26 protein-coding genes and 3 tRNA genes are annotated in these 20,392 nt (G+C 69.2%); 18 read left to right on the plus strand and 11 right to left on the minus strand.

Annotated elements, in window-relative coordinates:
* Positions 1-51: 51 nt before the first annotated feature.
* The gene (locus G5C66_RS07125) at positions 52-504 is read right to left on the minus strand and encodes a GNAT family N-acetyltransferase (protein WP_241248313.1); all 453 of its coding nucleotides are present in this window, start codon (positions 502-504) and stop codon (positions 52-54) included.
* A gap of 123 nt (positions 505-627) precedes the next feature.
* Here G5C66_RS07125 and G5C66_RS07130 point away from each other — a divergent pair, with 123 nt between their 5' ends.
* Positions 628-1,212 carry a TetR family transcriptional regulator gene (locus G5C66_RS07130; RefSeq protein ID WP_165110284.1) on the plus strand — a complete coding sequence of 195 codons (585 nt, stop codon included), beginning with the start codon at positions 628-630 and terminating at the stop codon, positions 1,210-1,212.
* A gap of 61 nt (positions 1,213-1,273) precedes the next feature.
* Here the strand turns inward: G5C66_RS07130 and G5C66_RS07135 are convergent, their stop codons facing one another.
* Complete coding sequence (locus tag G5C66_RS07135; RefSeq protein ID WP_241248314.1) at positions 1,274-1,468, minus strand: hypothetical protein; 195 nt, start codon at positions 1,466-1,468, stop codon at positions 1,274-1,276.
* A 53-nt stretch (positions 1,469-1,521) separates the two neighbouring features.
* Between G5C66_RS07135 and G5C66_RS07140 the strand changes: the two genes are divergently transcribed.
* Positions 1,522-1,758 carry a hypothetical protein gene (locus tag G5C66_RS07140; protein ID WP_165110285.1) on the plus strand — a complete coding sequence of 79 codons (237 nt, stop codon included), beginning with the start codon at positions 1,522-1,524 and terminating at the stop codon, positions 1,756-1,758.
* Between the two features lies 1 nt (position 1,759).
* On the opposite strand, the gene G5C66_RS07145 is transcribed toward G5C66_RS07140, so the two are convergent.
* Genes G5C66_RS07145 through G5C66_RS07155 form a run of 3 tightly spaced genes read right to left on the minus strand, consistent with a single transcriptional unit; the run spans position 1,760 to position 3,215 of the window.
* A complete protein-coding gene (locus G5C66_RS07145; RefSeq protein ID WP_165110286.1) occupies positions 1,760-2,050 on the minus strand; it encodes a hypothetical protein in 291 nt (96 codons plus the stop codon).
* 35 nt (positions 2,051-2,085) lie between these two features.
* Positions 2,086-2,349 (minus strand): hypothetical protein, encoded by a 264-nt coding sequence (locus G5C66_RS07150; RefSeq protein WP_165110287.1) that lies wholly within the window; start codon positions 2,347-2,349, stop codon positions 2,086-2,088.
* On the minus strand, positions 2,346-3,215 hold the full coding sequence (locus tag G5C66_RS07155; protein ID WP_338144095.1) for a 3-methyladenine DNA glycosylase: 870 nt from the start codon (positions 3,213-3,215) through the stop codon (positions 2,346-2,348). The genes G5C66_RS07150 and G5C66_RS07155 overlap by 4 nt, the downstream gene beginning before the upstream one ends.
* Before the next feature lie 70 nt (positions 3,216-3,285).
* Here G5C66_RS07155 and G5C66_RS07160 point away from each other — a divergent pair, with 70 nt between their 5' ends.
* The 8 genes from G5C66_RS07160 (at position 3,286) to G5C66_RS07195 (ending at position 8,285) form a co-directional block, all read left to right on the plus strand.
* The gene (locus G5C66_RS07160; protein WP_165110289.1) at positions 3,286-4,098 is read left to right on the plus strand and encodes a fumarylacetoacetate hydrolase family protein; all 813 of its coding nucleotides are present in this window, start codon (positions 3,286-3,288) and stop codon (positions 4,096-4,098) included.
* A complete protein-coding gene (gene gltX, locus G5C66_RS07165; protein ID WP_165110290.1) occupies positions 4,095-5,624 on the plus strand; it encodes a glutamate--tRNA ligase in 1,530 nt (509 codons plus the stop codon). Before G5C66_RS07160 ends, gltX begins: the two co-directional genes overlap by 4 nt.
* 19 nt (positions 5,625-5,643) lie before the next feature.
* Positions 5,644-6,582 (plus strand): CPBP family intramembrane glutamic endopeptidase, encoded by a 939-nt coding sequence (locus G5C66_RS07170; RefSeq protein WP_165110291.1) that lies wholly within the window; start codon positions 5,644-5,646, stop codon positions 6,580-6,582.
* A gap of 121 nt (positions 6,583-6,703) precedes the next feature.
* Positions 6,704-6,775 (plus strand) — tRNA-Gln (locus tag G5C66_RS07175).
* Positions 6,776-6,838: 63 nt separating this feature from the next.
* Positions 6,839-6,911 (plus strand) — tRNA-Glu (locus G5C66_RS07180).
* A 123-nt stretch (positions 6,912-7,034) separates the two neighbouring features.
* Positions 7,035-7,604 (plus strand): hypothetical protein, encoded by a 570-nt coding sequence (locus G5C66_RS07185; RefSeq protein WP_165110292.1) that lies wholly within the window; start codon positions 7,035-7,037, stop codon positions 7,602-7,604.
* Positions 7,601-8,128: an RNA polymerase sigma factor gene (locus G5C66_RS07190; protein ID WP_338144096.1), complete on the plus strand. Its 528-nt coding sequence runs from the start codon at positions 7,601-7,603 to the stop codon at positions 8,126-8,128. Before G5C66_RS07185 ends, G5C66_RS07190 begins: the two co-directional genes overlap by 4 nt.
* An 84-nt stretch (positions 8,129-8,212) precedes the next feature.
* A tRNA-Glu gene (locus G5C66_RS07195) sits at positions 8,213-8,285 on the plus strand.
* A gap of 21 nt (positions 8,286-8,306) precedes the next feature.
* On the opposite strand, the gene G5C66_RS07200 is transcribed toward G5C66_RS07195, so the two are convergent.
* Entirely contained in the window at positions 8,307-8,819 is a 513-nt protein-coding gene (locus tag G5C66_RS07200; protein ID WP_165110293.1) for a VOC family protein, read from the minus strand.
* Between the two features lie 56 nt (positions 8,820-8,875).
* Between G5C66_RS07200 and G5C66_RS07205 the strand changes: the two genes are divergently transcribed.
* Positions 8,876-9,505 carry a TetR/AcrR family transcriptional regulator gene (locus tag G5C66_RS07205; RefSeq protein ID WP_165110294.1) on the plus strand — a complete coding sequence of 210 codons (630 nt, stop codon included), beginning with the start codon at positions 8,876-8,878 and terminating at the stop codon, positions 9,503-9,505.
* A gap of 68 nt (positions 9,506-9,573) precedes the next feature.
* Here G5C66_RS07205 and G5C66_RS07210 read toward each other — a convergent pair whose 3' ends face one another.
* A complete protein-coding gene (locus G5C66_RS07210; protein ID WP_165110295.1) occupies positions 9,574-10,071 on the minus strand; it encodes an arsinothricin resistance N-acetyltransferase ArsN1 family B in 498 nt (165 codons plus the stop codon).
* An 18-nt stretch (positions 10,072-10,089) separates the two neighbouring features.
* Between G5C66_RS07210 and G5C66_RS07215 the strand changes: the two genes are divergently transcribed.
* Positions 10,090-10,662: a helix-turn-helix domain-containing protein gene (locus G5C66_RS07215; protein WP_338144097.1), complete on the plus strand. Its 573-nt coding sequence runs from the start codon at positions 10,090-10,092 to the stop codon at positions 10,660-10,662.
* 15 nt (positions 10,663-10,677) lie between these two features.
* Here the strand turns inward: G5C66_RS07215 and G5C66_RS07220 are convergent, their stop codons facing one another.
* Positions 10,678-11,844: an LCP family protein gene (locus G5C66_RS07220; RefSeq protein ID WP_165110296.1), complete on the minus strand. Its 1,167-nt coding sequence runs from the start codon at positions 11,842-11,844 to the stop codon at positions 10,678-10,680.
* Positions 11,845-12,017: 173 nt separating this feature from the next.
* Here G5C66_RS07220 and G5C66_RS07225 point away from each other — a divergent pair, with 173 nt between their 5' ends.
* From G5C66_RS07225 to G5C66_RS07235, 3 genes are read left to right on the plus strand one after another with little or no spacing between them, the layout of a single operon-like run.
* Positions 12,018-13,505, plus strand: coding sequence for an Ada metal-binding domain-containing protein (locus G5C66_RS07225; RefSeq protein WP_165110297.1), 1,488 nt, complete (start codon positions 12,018-12,020; stop codon positions 13,503-13,505).
* A complete protein-coding gene (locus G5C66_RS07230; RefSeq protein ID WP_165110298.1) occupies positions 13,505-13,984 on the plus strand; it encodes a methylated-DNA--[protein]-cysteine S-methyltransferase in 480 nt (159 codons plus the stop codon). Before G5C66_RS07225 ends, G5C66_RS07230 begins: the two co-directional genes overlap by 1 nt.
* On the plus strand, positions 13,984-14,466 hold the full coding sequence (locus tag G5C66_RS07235) for a hypothetical protein (RefSeq protein ID WP_165110299.1): 483 nt from the start codon (positions 13,984-13,986) through the stop codon (positions 14,464-14,466). The genes G5C66_RS07230 and G5C66_RS07235 overlap by 1 nt, the downstream gene beginning before the upstream one ends.
* Before the next feature lie 99 nt (positions 14,467-14,565).
* Here G5C66_RS07235 and G5C66_RS07240 read toward each other — a convergent pair whose 3' ends face one another.
* Positions 14,566-15,288 carry an IclR family transcriptional regulator gene (locus G5C66_RS07240; RefSeq protein WP_008358359.1) on the minus strand — a complete coding sequence of 241 codons (723 nt, stop codon included), beginning with the start codon at positions 15,286-15,288 and terminating at the stop codon, positions 14,566-14,568.
* Between the two features lie 143 nt (positions 15,289-15,431).
* Here G5C66_RS07240 and leuC point away from each other — a divergent pair, with 143 nt between their 5' ends.
* Both leuC and leuD read left to right on the plus strand, forming a co-directional pair.
* Positions 15,432-16,844, plus strand: a complete 1,413-nt coding sequence (gene leuC / locus G5C66_RS07245) for a 3-isopropylmalate dehydratase large subunit (protein ID WP_165110300.1) — start codon at positions 15,432-15,434, stop codon at positions 16,842-16,844.
* A 1-nt stretch (position 16,845) separates the two neighbouring features.
* Entirely contained in the window at positions 16,846-17,451 is a 606-nt protein-coding gene (gene leuD, locus G5C66_RS07250; protein ID WP_165110301.1) for a 3-isopropylmalate dehydratase small subunit, read from the plus strand.
* Between the two features lie 151 nt (positions 17,452-17,602).
* On the opposite strand, the gene G5C66_RS07255 is transcribed toward leuD, so the two are convergent.
* Complete coding sequence (locus G5C66_RS07255; RefSeq protein ID WP_165110302.1) at positions 17,603-18,889, minus strand: YncE family protein; 1,287 nt, start codon at positions 18,887-18,889, stop codon at positions 17,603-17,605.
* 163 nt (positions 18,890-19,052) lie between these two features.
* Here G5C66_RS07255 and G5C66_RS07260 point away from each other — a divergent pair, with 163 nt between their 5' ends.
* On the plus strand, positions 19,053-19,751 hold the full coding sequence (locus G5C66_RS07260; RefSeq protein WP_165110229.1) for a hypothetical protein: 699 nt from the start codon (positions 19,053-19,055) through the stop codon (positions 19,749-19,751).
* Here the strand turns inward: G5C66_RS07260 and cofC are convergent.
* A complete protein-coding gene (gene cofC / locus G5C66_RS07265; RefSeq protein ID WP_165110303.1) occupies positions 19,748-20,389 on the minus strand; it encodes a 2-phospho-L-lactate guanylyltransferase in 642 nt (213 codons plus the stop codon). The genes G5C66_RS07260 and cofC overlap by 4 nt on opposite strands.
* Positions 20,390-20,392 lie beyond the last annotated feature (3 nt).

Below are 20,392 nucleotides of genomic sequence, written 5' to 3' on the forward strand. Positions count from 1 at the left end.
CCCGCCGATCGAGGTCACGGCGGCAGCAGCGCCCACCGCGTGTGACGTCCGTTACGCGGTCGGTGCTCGGTCGCCCAGGTCGAGGGTCCACGTCTGCCCGACGAGGTCGTGGCCGAAACTGTGATGCCTCTCCTCGTCGATGAGGATGAAGCCGTACGCCTCGTAGATCCGCCGCGCGGAGGTCAGGATGTCGTTGGTCCATAGCGTCACCTGGTCGTATCCGGCGGTTCGGGCGAAGCCGAGGCACTCTTCGACGAGACGCGAGCCCACTCCGAGACCGCGGGCCGCGGCGGTGACGAGCAGGATCCGCAGCTTGGCGACGCCGGGCCGCTCGCCCGCGACGAGAAGGATGCAGCCAGCCCGGCGGCCGTTGACCTCGGCGATCCAGGCCGCCTCGGTCGCGGCGTCGTGGTCGCTCGCGAAGTCGGCGACTATCCGGGCGACCAGCGCCTCGAACTCGGTGCTCCAGCCGAACTGCTCGGCGTAGATCTCGCCGTGGGTCATGACCATCCAACCCAGGTCTCCGGGATGGTCTGCCCGGCGAACCAGAACCTGCACGCCTCGATCTTCGGACGTCATCGTTCCTCCTGCTGACACGACTGTTTCAGTACGAGTTATGGTAGGTCCGTGACCGCGAAGGAGCCAACACCGTCCGCCCGCAAGACGGAGCTGCTCGAGGCGGCGTACGCCTACGCCCTCCAGCACGGGCTCGCCGACCTGTCGCTACGGCCGGTGGCCGCCGCCATCGGGTCGAGCCCTCGCGTGCTGATGTTCTTGTTCGGCAACAAGGACGGACTGGTCAAGGCGCTGCTGGCCCGGGCACGGGTCGACGAGCTGGCGATGATCGAGCCCCTGCAGTCCTCGGCCACAGGGCTGCCCGATGCGGTCTCCCAAGTCTGGACCTGGCTCGCCGCCGAGGAGCACCGGCCGCTCCTGCGGCTGTGGGCGGAGGCGTACGCCCGCTCCCTGGTCGAGCCGGACGGAGCCTGGGCTGGATTCGCCGAGTCGACAGTGAACGACTGGCTTGCGGTCTTCGCCGCCTGTCAGCCCGAACCTGAACGGACCACCGACCGTGGACTGACCCTCCGCACTCTCGCCCTCGCGACCCTGCGCGGCGCACTGCTCGACCTGCTCGCCACAGGCGACGCCGAGCGGGTCGCGGCCGCGGTCGAGCTACAAGTCGCCGCCCTCGGAAGTCCAGTCGAGTCCTGAGAGCAGCCGCTCACACTCGGCGATCAGGCGCTCGCGCAGCGGAGCGGCGCGCTCGGCGAAGTCACGCTGGGCGGCGGCGTACTCCTGCTTGCCGGCGGCCGTCTCGATGTGGATCGGATCGAGGCCGAGCTCGGCGAGGTCGTGGGGTGGCCGGCATGTCCATCGTGCGGATCTCCCAGGCGAGCTCGAAGCAGTCGGCGACGAGGTCGGAGGAGACCAGCGGGGAGAGCCGGAAGGCGTGCTTGTAGAGGTCCATAGACGTTCGAAGGCTGGAGGCATCCTCGCGCGATGTCGGGCAGGATGCTCGCTATGTATCCCGAGGGCCTTGACATGGTGGACATCCGGTTGTGGCGTGCCGACGCAGTGGTGCTCTTCGACTGGCTGGCTTCGGTGGACCTCAATCAGGTTCCGATCACTCATCCTGCTCAGAAGCAGGCGCTGATGGATCTGTTCACTCGTTTGGAGACCGAGACGGACATTCCTGGTGTGACTCAGGAGGACATCGACGCGGCATCGGCTGATGTTGCGCGCGACATGGGCTGGTAAGTCATGCGGGCGATGTCGTCAGCAGGCGCTCACACTCTTTGATCAGGTGTTCGCGGATCGGCATGGCTCGTTCAGGGGACTCGCGCTGTCGTTCGGCGTACTCGCGCTTTCCGCTGGGTGTCTCGATCTTGACCGGGGTCCAGCCCTCGTCGAGATCACTCAAATCATACGGAGCGGCTCGCATGTCGAGAGCCCGTATGTCCCAAGCCAGTTCGAACGCGTCGGCCAAGAGGTCGGAGCAGATGAGTGGCATCAACCTGGCCCCAACCTTGCCGTAGAGGTCTATGGTCACCTGCCGGTTGCAGGCATGCCCGGCATGTGGCGGGCTCAGTCGTTCGACAGTCCTTTGGCCGCGACCAGTGGCAGCCATGCTGGCGTAGCGAAAGCGGTCCATCGGAAACGATCTGCGGTACTGACAGTCGGCCTGCAGTCATCGTCGTTGGGGACGTCACTGAGGCTGCCGTAGGTCATGGTGCCGTGTGGTTGGGAAGGGTCGGGGCACGTCCACATCTGATCCGGCTGCGTGTTGATCGAGAAGGCGAGGCCGGCAGCCAAGTAGATACCGACAGCACCAAGGACGAGCCGTTTCATGAAGCGGATGGTAGTTCAGCGATGAGGCGCTCGCATTCGTCGATCAGCGCCGCCCGGATGGGTGCCGCTCGCTCTGCCAATTGCCGTTGGAGGTCGGCGTACTCGCGCTTCCCTTCCGCTGTCTCGATCTTGACTGGAGTCCATCCCTCGTCAAGATCACTCAAGTCATACGGAGCAGCTTGCATGTCGAGCGCTCGTATGTCCCACGCCAACTCGAACGCATCCGCCAAGAGGTCGGAGCAGATGAGTGGCATCAACCTGACCCCAACCTTGCCGTAGAGATCCATGTTGCCGTGCAGGCACCCCGGCTGCTCGAAGGCCGCCCGGTCGTCCGAGCGCGGGGACAGAGTGTTGAGCGGGAGCGCCGGGGGAGTGAAGAAGCGGTACGCGTCGAAGTGGCTGCACGCGATGCGGTGGGACTCGACCACGCGGTCGGTGCCCGCAGTCCCCAACCGCAACGGCCAGTCGGCGTGGCGGACCTGCTCCGGGGTCAGCTGGTAGACCATCGCCCACTCGTGGAGGCCGAAGCAGCCGAAGTGGGCGTCTCGCCCCGCGGTGGCCCGGAGCAGCTTCAGGAGCGTCTCGACGAGCAGACGCTTGTCGGCGAGGAAGTCGGTCGAGACGGTGCCGTTCGAATAGCCGCGCAGATCCGCGTACTCCGGGGCGTCCGACAGCGTCACGCCGAACCCCGGGTGCCAGCGCAGCAGCTGCGCGGGACGGTAGGAGTAGTAGGTGAAGAGAAAGTCGTTGACCGGGTGCTTGATCCGGGCGCCCCGGCGGGCGAGATGCGGCTCGACATAGGGTGCCAGGCGCGCGCGGTGGGCGTCCGCGCGAGCGGTCCACTCCGAACGCGACAGCACCTCCACGACGTACAAGCCTACGAAGGCGGCGCATCGTGAAGTGAATCGTGGCGACGGGTCCGGATAGGCTCAGCCTGTGCGCATCGCCAGATTCACGACCAAGGGTGGCGAGCCCCAGTTCGGCGTCGTCATGGGGGACCTCGACGGCTACGGCCAGCTCAGCGAGGACGCGACCGTGGTCGCCCTCCAGGGCGACCCGCTGTTCTCGGGCATCAACCTCACCGACCAGGTCCACAAGTTCGACGACGTCAAGCTGCTCGCGCCGGTGATCCCGCGCAGCAAGGTGGTCGCGGTCGCCCGCAACTACGCCAAGCACGCCGCCGAGCTGGGCAACGAGGTGCCGGAGGAGCCGCTCTTCTTCATCAAGCCCAACACCGCGGTCTGCGGGCCGGACGACGCGATCCAGCGCCCCGCGGGGGTCGAGGACCTCCACTTCGAGGGTGAGCTCGCGATCGTGATCGGCCGGATCTGCCGCGATGTCCCGGAGGAGAAGGTGAAGGACGTCATCTACGGGATGACGGTCGCCAACGACGTGACCGCCCGCGACGTCCAGCGCCGGACGAAGCACTTCTCCCAGGCGAAGGGCTACGACACCTTCTGCCCGCTCGGACCCTGGATCGAGACCGACGTCGAGCTCGAGCAGCTCGCCGCCGGCGTACGCATCCAGACATTCCTCAACGGTGACGTCGTCCAGGACGGGTCCACGAAGGACCTCGTCCACGACATCCCGAAGCTGATCGCCCACACCACCAGCGTCATGACGCTGCTGCCGGGCGATGTGATCCTCACCGGCACCCCCGAGGGTGTCGGCCCTATGGAGCCCGGCGACGAGATCGAGATCTTCGTCGAAGGGCTCGGAGCTCTGACGAACAAGGTGGCACAGCGTTGAACAACACACTCGAGCCCAAGGACTACCGGGTCCGGATGGCGCCCTCGCCGACGGGGTCGCCCCACGTCGGCCTGGTCCGGACGGCCCTGTTCAACTGGGCCTTCGCCCGCCACCACGGCGGCACCTTCGTCTTCCGCATCGAGGACACCGACAAGGCCCGCAACACGCAGGAGTCCTACGACGGGCTCATCGACCTGATGCGCTGGCTCGGCCTCGACTGGGACGAGGGCGTCGAGGTCGGCGGCCCGTACGGCCCCTACCGCCAGTCGGAGCGCTCGGAGATCTACGCCGACGCGCTCGGCCGCCTGCGGGCCTCCTCCTACGTCTACGAGTGCTACTGCACCGGCGAGGAGACCACCGCCCGCTACGAGGAGCGGCTGGCCGCCTACAAGGCCGCCAAGGCCGCCGGCGAGAAGGGCGAGGCGCCCGCTCAGGGTTACGACAACCACTGCCGCAACCTGAGCGAGGACCAGATCAAGGCGTACGAGGCGGAGGGCCGCTCCTCGGTGCCGCGGTTCCGCATGCCCGACGGCTCGATCACCTTCAACGACCTCGTCCGCGGCGAGGTGACCTTCGAGACCAAGCACGTCCCCGACTACGCGCTCGCGCGCGCCAACGGCGACCCGCTCTACACGCTCACCGCGCCGGTCGACGACGCCACCATGAACATCACCCACGTGTTCCGTGGCGAGGACCTGCTCTCCTCGACGCCTCGTCAGATCGCACTCTTCGACGCGTTCGTCGAGATCGGCTTGGCCGAGCGTGCGCCTGAGTACGGTCACCTGCCGTACGTGATGGGCCAGGGCAACAAGAAGCTCTCCAAGCGCGACCCGGAGGCGCACGCGCTGAAGTACCGCGAGGAGGGGTTCCTGCCCGAGGGGCTGCTCAACTACGTGGCGCTGCTCGGCTGGGCGATCGCGGCCGACCGCGACATCTTCACCATGGAGGAGATGGTGGAGGCGTTCGAGATCTCCGACGTGGTCAAGAACCCGGCCCGCTTCGACATCAAGAAGGCCGAGGCGATCAACGCCTCCCACATGCGGCTGCTGCCGGTCGAGGAGATCACCCACCGGGTGATTCCCTACCTCAAGGCCGACGGCGTCATCGGCGACCCGGTGCACGACGCCGACGCGCAGATGCTGGAGGCGGCGATGCCGCTGGTGGCCGAGCGGATCAACAAGCTCGGCGAGGCCTCCGACATGCTGCGGTTCCTCTTCGTCCCGGAGGCCGAGTTCACCCTCGACGAGGAGGACGCCGCCAAGCTGCTCGACGAGGAGGGCCTGGGCGTCGTCCGGGCTTCGTACGACGCTCTCTCGGGTCTCTCGACGTGGTCGACGGCCGAGATCCAGGACGCGCTGACCGCGGCCCTGATCGACGGTCTCGGCCTCAAGCCACGCAAGGCGTACGGCCCGGTGCGGGTCGCGGTGACGGGCAAGCGGATCAGCCCGCCGCTGTTCGAATCCATCGAGCTGCTCGGCCGGGAGCGTACGCTGGGGCGCCTGAAGGCGGTTCTCGGGAGGAGCTGAACGTGGCAGGACGGGCAGGATGAGCACGGTCATGGAGCCGCCCTCGGGACTGGCGTACTACCAGGTGCAGCGCAGCGGGCGCAGCGGCTGGGGGCGACCGCTGGTCGGACTCATCCTGATCGGACTGTGCGTCTTCTTCGTCTCGCCGGCGGTGGTGCTGGCCGGTTTCGAGCTCTTCTTCACGCTCGCCGGCGACGAGGTCGAGACCGGAATGGCCCGTGTGGCCGACGTGGAAAACGTCACCCCGGAGTCGCTGGCGTTCCTGCTGCTGTCTCTGGCTGGGGCGATCCCGGCAGCGATGCTGCTGTGCTGGGGGCTGCACGGGCTGCGGCCCGGGTGGCTGGCCTCGGTCGAGCGCCGGATCCGCTGGCCGTGGCTGCTGCAGTGCCTCGGGATCGCGGCGGTCACGATGGTGGTCACCATCATCATCGCCTCCCGGCTGCCGATCCCGGGCGACGACCTCGGGCCGAGCACGCTCAACCCCTACACGAGCACGATGCGCGACTTCGTGCTTGTGATCGTGCTGCTCACCCCGCTGCAGGCGGCGGGGGAGGAATACCTCTTCCGTGGCTACATCTTCCAGACCTTCGGGTCCCTCTTCGGCGGGATGGCCTGGGCGCGGACCGTGTCGGTGACGATCACCGCGCTGCTCTTCGCCTTCGCCCACGGGTCCCAGGACCTGCCGCTGTTCCTGGACCGGTTCGCCTTCGGGATCGTCGCCGGCATCTGTGTGATCGCCACCGGCGGCATCGAGGCCGGCATCGCGCTGCACGTCCTCAACAACTTCGTCAGCCTCGGCATGGCGGTCGCCTTCGGCGACATCTCGACCGTGCTCAACACCACCGAGGGCTCGTGGTGGCGGATCCCGGTCACCCTCGTCCAGTCGGGCGTCTTCCTCGCCCTGACCGTGTGGGCGGCGCGATCAGCGGGCCTCTCGACCACGACGAAGAGCCCGTGAGTCGCACAGTGGGCGTGCCGATTTCGTCGCCGGGGGACCTCGCCGGTAATGTTTCCTCTCGGTTCGAGGGAGAAATCCCGAGGGCCGGATCGTTCTTGTGAGGCTTAGTCCTGCAAGACGATGGGCTATGGTGTAATTGGCAACACGACTGGTTCTGGTCCAGTTATTCTAGGTTCGAGTCCTAGTAGCCCAGCGGATCCTCTCCGGAGGATTTGGGAGTCACCGAAGCGGTTCGCTAAGGTTTCACCCGCTGCAAGCCCCCGTCGTCTAGCGGCCTAGGACGTCGCCCTCTCACGGCGGTAACGCCGGTTCAAATCCGGTCGGGGGTACAACGCAGGAAGGGCCCCGAGTCACTGACTCGGGGCCCTTCGTCATTTCTCTTGCTGTGCGGTGCAACGCTTCGGGATCGTGCGGCCAGGTAGGGGTGAACCCACCGCACCAGGGAGGACTCGATGGACGATCGTGAGCTCGATCGGTTGCTGGACGCAGCCGCGCCGCAGCTCAGCGACGGTGAGGCTGCGCTGGCCCAGGAGCTGGCAACGAGCGTCGCGCACGGCGCGGGGCTCAGTGACCGGGCGTGGCCCCGACGGAGGCGGCCACGGCGTCCGTACGTGATCGGCGGTGTCGCGATCGGGGCCCTGGCGCTCAGTGCTGCGATGACTCAGGACGCGTGGATGATGGGCGTGCCGCCGCACATGACGATCGAGCCGGGCGGACAACGTCTGTACGAGCCGATCGAGTTCGTCGTGACCACGGGTGACGGTCAGCGGAGTACGTGCCAGCTCTTCCTCGAGTTCCGTGACCTCGACGAGGGCGAGATGGAGGAGCTCGGCCGGTTTGTACGACGGAAGGACTGGAGTGCGTGGACCGACGATCTCCGCGATGCGGCAACGGACGATTCGCCGGGCCTCGAGGACCAGTTCGGCGCCGAGCTTCGGGGCGTCGTTCCCGAGTTGGGGGAGCCGGCCGATGACGGGCCACGCCTGACCGGATTCGGCACCAGCTGTGAGGCCGGCGAGTGACCGCGCGGCAGGCGGCGCCTGACCCAGTCACCGACAGCGTCATGGTGAGTGAAGTCGACGACTGGCTGGTCTCGATCGCGCCGACGCTCCTGGCCTACTTCGTACGTCGGGTGGTTTCCGCGGAGGACGCGGCCGACCTCCTGGGCGAGACGCTGTTGCAGCTCTGGCGGCGCGCGGACGCGCTGCTGGATGACCCGCACGACGCTCGGATGTACGCGTTCGGGGTTGCCCGCAATGTGCTGCGCGGGCATCGACGTACCAACCAGCGGCGGTCCGCGCTTGCCGGCCGACTGAGAAGCGAGCTGTCGTCGGTCGACGAGGTCGCGCACCCGGCCGACGAGCGCGTGATGGATCTACGCGCGGCGCTCGACCGGCTCAAACCGATCGACCAGGAGATCCTGCGCCTCGTGCACTGGGACGGCCTCAGCCTGGTCGAGACGGCGACCGTGATCGGCATGCGAGAGGCGACCGTGCGCAGTCGCTATCACCGGGTGCGTGCACGGTTGCGGCAGCAGCTCGAATGACGCCTCGATTGAGTGAATCGGCGGTCGTTCGGGTAGTGTTTTCTCTCGTCAGCGGGACCGGATCGGTCCTGATGGCAGGTGCAAGCCCCCGTCGTCTAGCGGCCTAGGACGTCGCCCTCTCACGGCGGTAACGCCGGTTCAAATCCGGTCGGGGGTACAAGTACCGAAGCGGTCCCTCTCAGCAAGCGCTGGGAGGGACCGCTTTCGCGTTGTGGGCTCGCTCGCGCTCGGCTTCGGTCCCGATCGGGTCGTCGACGACCAAGGGAAGCTCGCCGTCGGGGATCAGGGTGTGATGATCGTTGGTGTAGAAGCGGACCTCGTGGCCGTCGGGGTCGTGGGTGCCCGGCAGGATCCAGCCGATGGTGGCGAAGTGGACGCCGGCGTTCTCCTCGCCGAACCCGGCGAGACGATCGGCCAGCTCCTCGAGATCCGCCTTGTTGCGTACGCCGATCGAGAAGTAGTCGAAGCCGCTCGCCCGGACGGCGAGATCCGGGTTGAGGACGAATCCGATCAGCGGGCCGCCGTTCGGATGGCGCATGGTGATGCCGGTCGTGCGACCGCGCTTGGTGAACTCGATCAGCGTGACGTAGCCGAGCCGGGACGCGTACCAGGAGCGCGAGCGCTCGAGGTCGCCGACCGGCAGCTTCACATGGTGCACCCCGTCCAGGGCGGGAGCGTCGGTGGCGATCATGAAACACCTCCCTTTCGATGCAGTCATACTGCAATCATGCAGTTATGCTGCATCTCATGACCACGCCTGTCAAGGGACTTCGTGCTGCGAAGGTGGCCGAGACCCAGGAGCGCATCCTCGACGCCGCGCGAACGCTGTTCGTACGCGACGGCTACCACGCCACCGCCCTGACGGCGGTCGCCGACCGGGCCAGGGTCGGGCACCGCACCGTCTATGTCCGGTTCGGCACCAAGGCGGCTCTGCTGCGGAGCGTCGTCGATGTGGCCGTCGGGGGAGATGCCGAGCAGCGGACCGTCGGTGAACGCGAGTGGTTCCAGGCGGCGCTCACAGAGCCGGCTCTTGTGGACCGTGTCGAGGTGCTCGTCGGTGGGATCGCCGACCTGATGGAGCGGGCCGGTGATCTGTTCGAGGTCGTCCTGCAAGCGCAGGCCTCCGAGCCGGAGCTGGCCGAGGCCTTCCAGGCGGGCCGCGCCGACACCCGAGAGCTCCTGCGGCGGTTCGTCCGGACCGCCCGGGCCGACGGTCTGCTCGCGGAGGTGGCCGACCCGGTGTGGCAGGAGGAGACGGTGGCCCTCGCCTGTCAGGCGGAGACCTACCTGCTGCTGCGGCGTACGACGGGGTGGGGGTCGGGGGACTATCGCGGTTGGCTGCGGCGCACGTTGACGGAGGTGCTCGCTCCCGCCTGATCCTCGGGACGTAGATCTCGACCCGCTCGATCTCTTCGCGTTCGGCCGGCGCAAGCGCCGTCCGAGGCTCAGAGGTCCAGCTGCATCCAGGCGACGTCGTGCCAGGCGTCGAGCTTCCAGCCGATGCGGCGATAGACGCCGACGTCGGTGAACCCGAAGGAGCGGTGGAGGCCGATGCTCGCATCGTTGGGGAGCGCGATCCCGGCCAGCGCCCGGCGATAGCCACGCTCGCGGAGGAGCGGCAGGAGGGCGGCGTACAGGGCTCTTCCGGCGCCGCTGCGGCGGCGGCCGGTCTCGAGGTAGATCGACACGTCGCACGCCCAGCGGTAGGCGGCCCGGGTGCGGTGGCTGGTGGCGTACGCGTAACCGGCGACGCCGCCGTCGGTCTCCAGCACGAGCCAGGCGTGCTCGGCTTGGGCGGCCTTGATGCGTTCGGCCATCTCCTCGGCCGACGGCGGCTCGGTCTCGAAGGAGATGACGGTGTCGCGGACGTACGGCTCGTAGATGGCGGCGCAGGCCGCGGCGTCGTCGGGTGTGGCGTCTCGGATCGTCCAGGCAGGAGGCATGTCTCCTATAGTAGTCGCGTGGCTGATGATAGTGACATGTTCGGTGATGCCCTGGCGGCCAACATCAGGTCGGCGCGGGAATCGGTCGGGATGACCGTTGCGGGCCTCGCGGAGGCATCCGGCGTCTCGCGGGCGATGATCTCGAAGATCGAGCGGGGCGAGGCGCAGCCGACGGCGGTGCTGCTGACCCGCCTCTCCGGCGCGCTGGAGCTGACGCTGTCGGAGCTGATCGCTCGAGCCGAGGGCGACATGGTGCGGGTGGCCCGACGCTCCGAGCAGCCCGAGTGGAGGGATCCCGAGACCGGCTACGTACGCCGCGCCGTCTCGCCGCCGGCGCGCGGGATCCTGGAGCTGGTCGAGGTCGAGTTCCCGCCGGGTGCGTCGGTGGCGGCGCCCGCCGCGGCGTACTCCTTCAAGGAGCAGCAGATCTGGGTCCTCTCGGGCCATCTGCGTTTCATCGAGGGCGACCTCGTTCACGAGCTCGACGCGGGGGACTGCCTGCAGCTGGGTCCGCCTTCCGACTGCGTCTTCGTCAACCCGACCGACGAGCCCTGCCGCTACCTGGTCGTGCTCGGCAAACGGCGCGGGTGAGTCGGAGCATCACGCTCAGGCAGGCGCGCACAGGCCGTTGTCGGCGGCGTCCTTCTCCTGCTGCTCGGGGGTCACGGACTCGGTCGGGGACACCTCCGGTGACACGCTGACCTCGCGGTTTCCGGACGTGGCGGAGCCCTTGGGCGAGCTGGTGGGCGTGGGCGCCGGGCTGCTCGTCGGGCCGCGGAGCGGGCGGTCCTCGAGCATCCGCTGCCACAGCTCGTCGGCCTCCGGAAGGATCTGCAGGCGGCCCCAGCTGGGATCGCCTTCGGGGAAGGCCCGGTTGGGCACGGTCTCGAACTCGATGCTGCTCGGGTCGACGTCGCGCATCTGGCCGGCCAGGTCGGCGAGGCCCGCGACGGAGCCGATGTCGGTGGTGATCGACTTGGACAGCTCGGTGGCGAACGTGGCCAGCCGGCGCGGCCGGGTGAGGGTGCCGGCGGAGAGGACCTTGGTGGCGAGAGCGGTGAGGAAGTACTGCTGTCGCCGCATCCGGCCCAGGTCGGCGTTGGGGGTGGAGGAGCGGTTGCGTACGTAGTCGAGCGCCTGCTTCCCGCGCAGGTTGTGGGTGCCGGCGGGCAGGAAGATGTTGTGCTCCTCGTCGTTGATCTCCTCGGGGATGCAGATCGTGACGCCGCCGACGGCGTCGACCATGCCACGGAACCCGGCGAAGTCGAGGGCGAGATAGTGGTCGATCGGGATGCCGGTGAGCAGCTCGGTCTGGCGGGCGGTGCAGATCGGGCCGCCGAGGGAGTAGGCCTGGTTCCACATCACGCCGCGTGCCTCGGGGATCGTGGTGCCGTCCGGCGCGGTGCACTCCGGCCGGTCGACGAGCGCGTCGCGGGGGATCGAGACCCCGTAGGCCGACTTCCGGTCGGCGGCGACGTGCAGCAGGATCGTGCTGTCGGACCCGCCGGCGCCGCCCTCGCCGTCGATCGAGCAGCCCTTGCAGTCGCGCCCGTCGGTGCCGAGGATCAAGATGTTGAGCGGCTGCCTGGGCCCGTCGTCCTCGTCCTCCGGCTCGTCGACGAGGTGAGGGATGTCGCCACCCGAGCCGAGGTTGCGGTTGAGGTGGCCGTAGAACGCCCAGGTGCCGATCCCTGTGCCGACCGCCAGAAACAGCATCGTGACCACGACGGTGAGCACGACCGTACGTGTGCCCGACCTGGTTTCCGACCTCATCACCCTCCCTCGCCCGTCCGTGAGCAGACCGTCTGCATGTGCAGCCCACACAGGTTGTACGCGCCAGTGAGCCGAGAGGTTGCTTCTTCAGGTAACGGCAATGTGAAACCATGAGGAAGGCGCTGTCCGAAAACCGCGCGTAATTTCGTTCCTGACACGGCAACATTGAGGGCATGGATGGGACGACGAGCGTGAACGGACTCGACTTCGAATCGTGCTACCGCGCCGTTCGGTCGCGCGACCGACGCTTCGACGGCGTCTTCTACACGGCGGTGGCCTCGACCGGGATCTACTGCCGTCCCTCGTGCCCGGCCCGCACCCCGGCGCTGACCAATGTCTCCTTCCACCGGACCGCGGCGGCGGCCCAGGCGGCGGGCTACCGCGCCTGCAAGCGCTGCCGTCCCGACGCCACCCCGGGCAGCCCGGAGTGGGACGTGGCCGCGACCCTGGCCGGTCGGGCGATGCGGCTGATCGCCGACGGCGTCGTCGACCGTGAAGGCGTCGAGGGGCTGGCCCGCCGGGTCGGCTACTCGCCGCGCCACCTGACCCGGCTGCTGACCACCGAGCTCGGTGCCGGCCCGCTCGCGCTGGCCCGTGCACGCCGCGCGCAGACCGCCCGGACGCTGGTCGAGACCACCGAGCTCGGCTTCGCCGACATCGCCTTCGCGGCGGGCTTCTCGAGCGTACGCCAGTTCAACGACACCGTCCGCGAGGTCTACGCGGCCTCGCCGACCGAGCTCCGCGGACGCCGCGGCTCCCGGCGCCGGGCCGACGGGACGATCGCGCTGCGGCTCGCCGTCCGCACCCCGTTCGCCGGTCGCGCCCTGCACGCCTTCCTGCGCGACCACCTGGTGCCGGGTGTCGAGGTCGCCGGAGTCGAGGACGGGCGGCTGTGGTTCGCGCGGACGCTCGACCTGCCCAACGGGCCGGGTACGCTGCGCCTCGAGCTCGCCGACATCCCTGAGGGCGAGACCGGCTTCGTCCACGCGACCTTCAAGCTCGCCGACCTGCGCGACACCACCGCGGCCGTCGAGCGGGCCCGGCGCCTGCTCGACGCCGACTGCGACCCGCGCGCTGTCGGCGACGTGTTCGCCGGCGACCCGGTGATCGGCCCGCTGGCGCTGGCGCTCCCGGGGCTTCGGGTGCCCGGCACCGTCGACGGGGGCGAGCTGGCGCTGCGTACGATCGTGGGGCAGCAGGTCTCGGTCGCCGGGGCACGCACGGTACTGGCCGGGATCGTCGCCGAGCACGGTCGCCCGATCGCGACCGAGATCGAAGGATTGACTCATCTGTTCCCGTCCGCCGAGGCCCTTGCCGCTGCCGACCCCGCCGGCATGCCGATGCCGCGCTCGCGCGGTCGGGCGGTCACCGGTCTGGCCGCGGCCCTCGCCTCCGGCGAGCTCCAGCTGGACCGCGGCACCGACCGCGACGTCGTGCACGAGCAGCTGCTCGGCCTGCCCGGCGTCGGCCCCTGGACCGCCGACTACATCGCGCTGCGCGCGCTCGGTCATCCCGATGTCTTCCTGCCGACCGATGTCGGCATCCGGCGAGCGCTGGACGTGCTCGGCGCACCGGTGGCGGATGCCACCGCGTGGCGGCCGTGGCGCTCGTACGCCCTGCTCTACCTGTGGACTTCACTGACTGCCTTGGAGGAACTCTGATGTGGACCATCATCGACTCGCCCGTCGGCGAGCTCCGGCTGGTCGCGCTCGACGGCGCGATCACCGCGATCGACTTCATGCCCGCGCTGTACGCGGAGGGCCGGCCGCGAGGGGAGCGCTCCGACTCGGACCCGCTGCTGCTGGAGTGCGCGCGTCAGCTCGCCGAGTACTTCGCCGGGGACCGGGTCGTCTTCGACCTCCCGCTGGCTCCCGTGGGGACACCGTTCCAGGTGAGGGTGTGGGAGCAGCTGCAGCAGATCGAGTACGGCACCACCTGCTCCTACGGCCAGATCGCCGGGCGTCTCGAGATGACCGGTCATGGTGCCCGTGCCGTCGGGCTCGCCAACGGGAAGAACCCGATCCCGATCGTCATCCCGTGCCACCGCGTCGTCGGCGCGGACGGCTCGCTGACCGGCTACGCCGGCGGCCTGGACCGGAAGACGAAGCTGCTGGGCCTGGAGAGCGGTGCCCTCTTCTGATGGCGAGACTGCAGAAGTGGCGGCCGACTCGTCAGCTGTGGCGTACGTCGCTGGCTGTCTGTGCGCTCGCCGGCGTGCTCGCCGTGCTCGCTGGGTGTGGTGAGGAGACCGCCGGCCCGGCAGGGGCCGGATCGCCTGCCGAGCCGGTGATGCCGGCGACGACCGGTGAGAGCGTCCGAAGTGTCGAGGAGAACCAGCTGCTGGTCAACGGCGACGTGACCTGCGACCAGGACGTGTCGAGCGACGAGGCGAAGGACACGGTCGAACGTGTCGGTGGGCTGCAGCAGCCGACCTGGTCGGTGCGGTTCGCGGAGAGCACCGCCGCGGGTGTGGTCGTGCTGGTCGCCGGAGACCTCGAGGACGCCGAGCCGCGACTCTTCGACGACTATCAGGTCGCCGCGATCGTCGGACTGGCCGAGGATCAGTCGCGGGCCGAGGACTTCAAGGCTGTGCGCGAGGCGGTGCGGGAGATCTGCGGCTGAATGCTCACCGAGGTACCTCGGTCGGGTGACGCTTCCTTCGTGGAACTCCGCGAAGAAAGCGCGCGCTCACCGAGGTAACTCGGTGAGCATCCGGCGCCGCTACTCCGCAGCCGCGCGCCGCAACGACTCCGAGAGGCGGTCGGCAGCGGCGAGGACAGCAGGAGCGTGCATCTTCCCGGGCTGGCGGGTGAGCCGCTCGAGGGGGCCGGAGACGGAGACGGCGGCGATGACCTTGCCGCCGGGGGAGCGGACCGGGGCCGACACCGACGCGACGCCGGCCTCGCGCTCGCCGATCGACTGCGCCCAGCCGCGGCGGCGGATGCCGGAGAGGGCAGCGGCGGAGAAGGCGGCGTTCTGCAGGCCACGGTGGAGGCGCTCGGGGTCCTCCCACGCGATCAGTATCTGAGCGGCCGACCCGGCACGCATCGTCAGCTGGGAGCCGACGGGGATGGTGTCGCGCAGGCCGGAGGGGCGCTCGGCGGCAGCGACGCAGACGCGGAAGTCGCCCTGGCGCCGCCACAGCTGCGCCGACTCGCCGGTGATGTCGCGCAGACGCGCCAGGACGGGTCCGGCGGTGGCCAGCAGTCGGTCCTCGCCAGCGGCAGCGGAGAGCTCGGCGAGGCGTGGGCCGAGGACGAAGCGGCCCTGCATGTCGCGGGCGACCAGACGGTGGTGCTCGAGCGCGACCGCCAGACGGTGCGCGGTCGGACGGGCGAGACCCGTCCCGGCCACCAGACCCGCGAGGGTCGCCGGGCCGGATTCGAGAGCTGTGAGCACAAGGGCGGCCTTGTCGAGCACGCCCACACCACTGGAACTGTCCATATCGCAAGACTAACTTCTCAGAACCTGAGATGCAACGTTACGCTCGGAGAAGCAGACTGGAAGTGGCGGATCTGACATCGCGATTCAACGCTCGAGCCGCCACCGGCCACTACAGACCAAAGATGCCAGATGGAGAACGTGTCATGGGCAGGACCTTGTCGGAGAAGGTGTGGGACGAGCATGTCGTCCGGTCGACCGCGGGAGAGCCTGATCTCCTCTACATCGACCTTCACCTCATCCACGAGGTGACCAGCCCGCAGGCCTTCGACGGCCTGCGGCTGTCCAACCGTAAGGTCCGCCGCCCGGACCTCACCATCGCCACCGAGGACCACAACGTCCCGACCCTCGACTGGGACAAGCCGATCGCCGACCCGGTCAGCCGCACCCAGGTCGAGACGCTGCGCAAGAACGCCGAGGAGTTCGGCGTACGTCTCCACCCGCTCGGCGACGCCGAGCAGGGGATCGTCCACGTGGTCGGCCCGCAGCTGGGCCTGACCCAGCCGGGCATGACCATCGTGTGCGGTGACTCCCACACGAGCACGCACGGCGCGTTCGGCGCGATCGCGTTCGGGATCGGCACCTCCGAGGTCGAGCACGTGCTGGCGACCCAGACGCTGATGCAGGACAAGCCGAAGACCATGGCCGTCACGGTCAACGGCACCCTGCCCGAGGGCGTGAGCGCCAAGGACCTGATCCTCACCCTGATCTCCAAGACCGGCACCGGCGGTGGCCAGGGCTACATCGTGGAGTATCGCGGCGAGGCCATCCGCGAGCTCTCCATGGAGGCCCGGATGACGATCTGCAACATGTCGATCGAGTGGGGCGCCAAGGCCGGCATGATCGCCCCCGACGAGACCACCTTCGCCTACATCAAGGACAAGCCCGAGGCCCCCAAGGGCGCCGAGTGGGACCAGGCCGTCGCGCACTGGAAGTCCCTGGTCACCGACGAGGACGCGGTCTTCGACAAGGAGATCGTCCTCGACGCCGCCGAGGTCACCCCGTTCGTCACCTGGGGCACCAACCCGGGCCAGGGTGTCCCGCTGGGCGCTGCCGTCCCGAGCCCCGACGACTTCGAGGACGCCGACGAGAGGATCGCGGCCGAGAAGGCGCTGGCCTACATGGGCCTCGAGGCCGGCACCCCGATGCGCGAGGTGCACATCGACACCGTCTTCCTCGGCTCCTGCACCAACGGGCGCATGGAGGACCTGCGTACGGCTGCCGACATCATCCAGGGCCACCACGTCGCCGAGGGCACCCGCTTCCTGGTCGTGCCGGGCTCGGCCAAGGTGCGCCTGCAGGCCGAGGAGGAGGGTCTGCACAAGATCTTCCTCGACGCCGGCGCCGAGTGGCGCGGCGCGGGCTGCTCGATGTGCCTGGGCATGAACCCCGACACCCTCGCCCCGGGCGAGCGCAGCGCGTCGACCTCCAACCGCAACTTCGAGGGCCGCCAGGGCAAGGGCGGACGCACCCACCTGGTCTCGCCGGAGGTGGCTGCCGCCACCGCCGTACGCGGCACCCTCTCCTCGCCCGCCGACCTGACTCTCGTGGAGGCCTGACATGGACAAGTTCACCACCCACACCGGCGTCGGCGTGCCGCTGCGCCGCAGCAACGTCGACACCGACCAGATCATCCCGGCGGTCTACCTCAAGCGCGTCACCCGCACCGGCTTCGAGGACGGTCTCTTCGCCGCCTGGCGCAACGACCCGTCCTTCGTCCTCAACAACGAGGCGTACGCCGGGGCCTCCGTCCTCGTCGCCGGCCCTGACTTCGGCACCGGCTCCTCCCGTGAGCACGCCGTCTGGGCCCTCATGGACTACGGCTTCCGGGTCGTCATCTCCAGCCGCTTCGGCGACATCTTCCGCGGCAACTCCGGCAAGGCCGGCCTGCTCGCGGCGAAGGTCGACGAGAAGGTCGTCCAGAAGCTGTGGGACTACCTCGACGACAACCCCGGCGCCTCGATCACGGTGGACCTCGAGTCCCGCACCGTCCGGGCCGGCGAGGGCGTCGACGCCATCGAGGACTCCTTCGACATCGACGACTACACCCGCTGGCGCCTCCTCGAGGGCCTCGACGACATCGGCATCACGCTGTCCCACGCCGATGACATCGCGGCGTACGAGGCCACCCGGCCCTCCTTCAAGCCGGTCACCCAGCACGCCTGACCGCCGAGAAGGCGCTCGCGTCGGCCGAGACGTCAGTCGGGTCGGCCGAGACGTCAGTTACGTAGATCGAATTGTCAGTTGTGGGCGACGAGAGTGCACTCTCGTCGCCCACAACTGCATTCTCGGCCGACGCAGTTGACGGCTCGGCGGGTCAGGGGAGGCCGGGGAGACGGATCTGGCGGCCGTCGGTGCCGCGCTGGGAGCCGGTGATGCGGTCGCAGGAGCCGGTGTCGACCCAGCAGCGGAGGTACCACGACTCGGTGGCGGTCGCGGTGTAGAGGACGACGCTGCGGTCGGACTCGAAGCCGGCGACGTAGACCTTCTCGACGGCGTCGGGTACGCGCAGGTCGATGTGCTCGGAGGTGCTCATGTTGACCGCGATGCCGCGCTCGGCTCCGTAGCTGATCATCCCGGGGTCGCTGGGATTGCGGGCGATGGCGACGATCGAGCCGTCGGGGGAGTCCGCGACGGAGCCGGGCAGGGGCGCATGGACGCCGGGCTGGGTGAGGCTGCCGTCGGCCTCGATGGCGGCGAAGCGGGCCTCCCACTCGCTGGGGTTGTGGAGGAGTACGCCGCGGCGCAGTGGGATCAGCTGCTGGTAGCCGAGCGGCAGCGAGATCCGCTGGGTCGCATGGCCGGGATCCCAAACCGTCGCCGGCGGCCGGGAGACGGTGAGCTCGCCGTAGTTGCCGGGTACGGGCGCCGGGGTGGGCTCGATGCCGGTGCGGAAGTAGACGCGGGTGCGGTCGGTGCCCACGATCGCGGTCGCGGCCGGGGTGCCCTCGAGCACGAGCCGGTCGACCTCCTCGCCGGTCGCGGTGTCGACAGCGACCAGGGCGGAGGCCTCGTCGTCGGTCTGCTGCACGGCGAAGAGGTGGTTGCCGTCCTTGCTCAGGACCGGCTGGATCCACAGACCGGGGACCTGGATGGTCCTCCCGCGTCGCGCGACCCACACCGGGCCGGGCTTGTCGGCGCGCTCGTACATCAGCACCGTCCATGCCGCCACGCTCGTCTGCGAGCCGTAGACCTTCTGCGGCTTCGCGCCCAGCTGGAGCCGGCCCGCCTGGTCGACGAAGGGCAGGGTCGTCGCGGGACCGACGGGCAGGTCTGCGTACGTCGCCGGGATGGCGGGTGCGCTGTTGCGGACCGTCGGCGCGGGCGGTGCCGGAGTGGGGACGTTGGCGCCGGTGCGTCCCTCGGCGAGCCGCGTCGTGTGGACCGCGAGCCAGGCCACGGAGGCGATCAGGGCGAGGATGATGCAGGCGGAGAACAGGATCCCGGCACGGCTGTGCCTCACCGTGGTCGGCTGCTCCTCGAGCACCACGGGCGGCTGTTCCTCGTCGATGTGCACGTCGGTGATGGTCGTACCTTCCTCGTCCAGTCTCCCGAAGGCTGAGATGTCGAAGCTGTGCTGCGGACGTGCCCCGAGTCTCTCCACCGTAACCACGCGAAGCCGGCGGAAACAGGAGAGATCAGGTGAACAGTCCGTTTTCACATGCCGTCGGTATGTTCGGAAGGACCAGGCATGGCCTAAGGTCGATCGTGTGGTGAGAAAACGAGTAGCTGATGCAAGCAAACAGGCCGGAAAAGTAGTCGGCGCGGTGAAGGACACGGCCGGGAAGCTGGTCGCCGACGTGGTGTCCGGCAAGGTCAAGGTCCCGTCCGTGCCGAAGGTCAGGGTGCCGAGGCCCGGGCGCAAGTCGCCGGCCAAGGCTGCCGAGCCCGTCGTGAAGCCTGGTGGCGAGCCGGTTGCGAAGCCCGCCGCGATGCCTGAGACCGCGGCCGCGCCTGTCGTGGATCCTGAGGTGAAGCCCGCCCAGGCCACCCCCGAGAAGGCGGCCGAGCCGGCCGAGAAGCCCGCCCCGGCGAAGAAGGCCGCTGCCAAGAAGACGACGGCCAAGAAGAGCCCGGCGAAGAAGACGACGGCCAAGAAGGCGCCCGCGGCGAAGAAGGCTGCCGCGGCCAAGAAGACGACCGCGAAGAAGGCTCCGGCGGCCAAGAAGACGACCGCGAAGAAGGCTCCGGCGGCCAAGAAGACCACCGCCGCCGCGACGACGACTGCGACCTCCGCGACCTCCGAGACCTCGGCAACCCCGACGACTCCGGCGGAGAAGACCGCAGCGAAGAAGACCGCAGCCAAGAAGGCGACGCCCGCGAAGAAGGTTCCTGCGAAGACGACGGCGAAGAAGGCCACCGCGGCCAAGAAGACGCCCGCCAAGAAGGCCCCCGCGAACGGGACTCCGGCGACTCCCTCCGCACCGGCCGAGAAGCCGGCCGAGAAGCCCGCGAGCGACTCCTAGCCGAGACTGGCGACCCGCACCGAGGCCAGAGCCGTACGCGGCCCGAGCCCCAGCCTGCGTACGGCCTCGAGGTCCTCGAGGGTGTCGACGTCGTGGCGCAGCGAGTGGAGGTCGCCGTCGAGCGGATGGGCGCCGCCGTCGCGGTGGGCGGCGGCGGACCCGGGCCCGAACGCGGGCCGGAAGCGGTCGTGGGGCGCGGTGTAGAGGGTGGTGCCCCCGCCCGCCGCGTCCTCGACGTACGCAGCCTCGAAGCCCCGAGCGGCGGTCAGTGCCGCGTCCAGGTCGGCGGAGCGAAGGGCCGGCAGGTCGCCGCACAGGGCCGCGGGCCGGAGGTCCGGCCAGCGGCGACGGGCTTCGCGTGCACCCTGGACGAGGGTCTCGTTGAGGTCGCCGCTGACCCCGTCGGGGATGACGGCGGCACCGAGGCGGGCGACGTCGGCGGCGAAGTAGGAGTCGTCGGTGATGACCAGGACGGCACCGACGCCGGCGGCTGCCAGGCACGACTCCGCGGTGTCGAGCGCGAACGACCGGGCGAGGTCGGCACGCTCGTGCGACTCGATGCCGACCAGCCGGGACTTCCCGCGCGCTGGAGGCTTGACGGGCAGCAGGACGACGTAACCGGGTGCAGGTGCAGGCACAGG

Origin of the sequence: Nocardioides turkmenicus, assembly GCF_011045035.1 — a bacterium.
GTDB lineage: Bacteria > Actinomycetota > Actinomycetes > Propionibacteriales > Nocardioidaceae > Nocardioides > Nocardioides turkmenicus.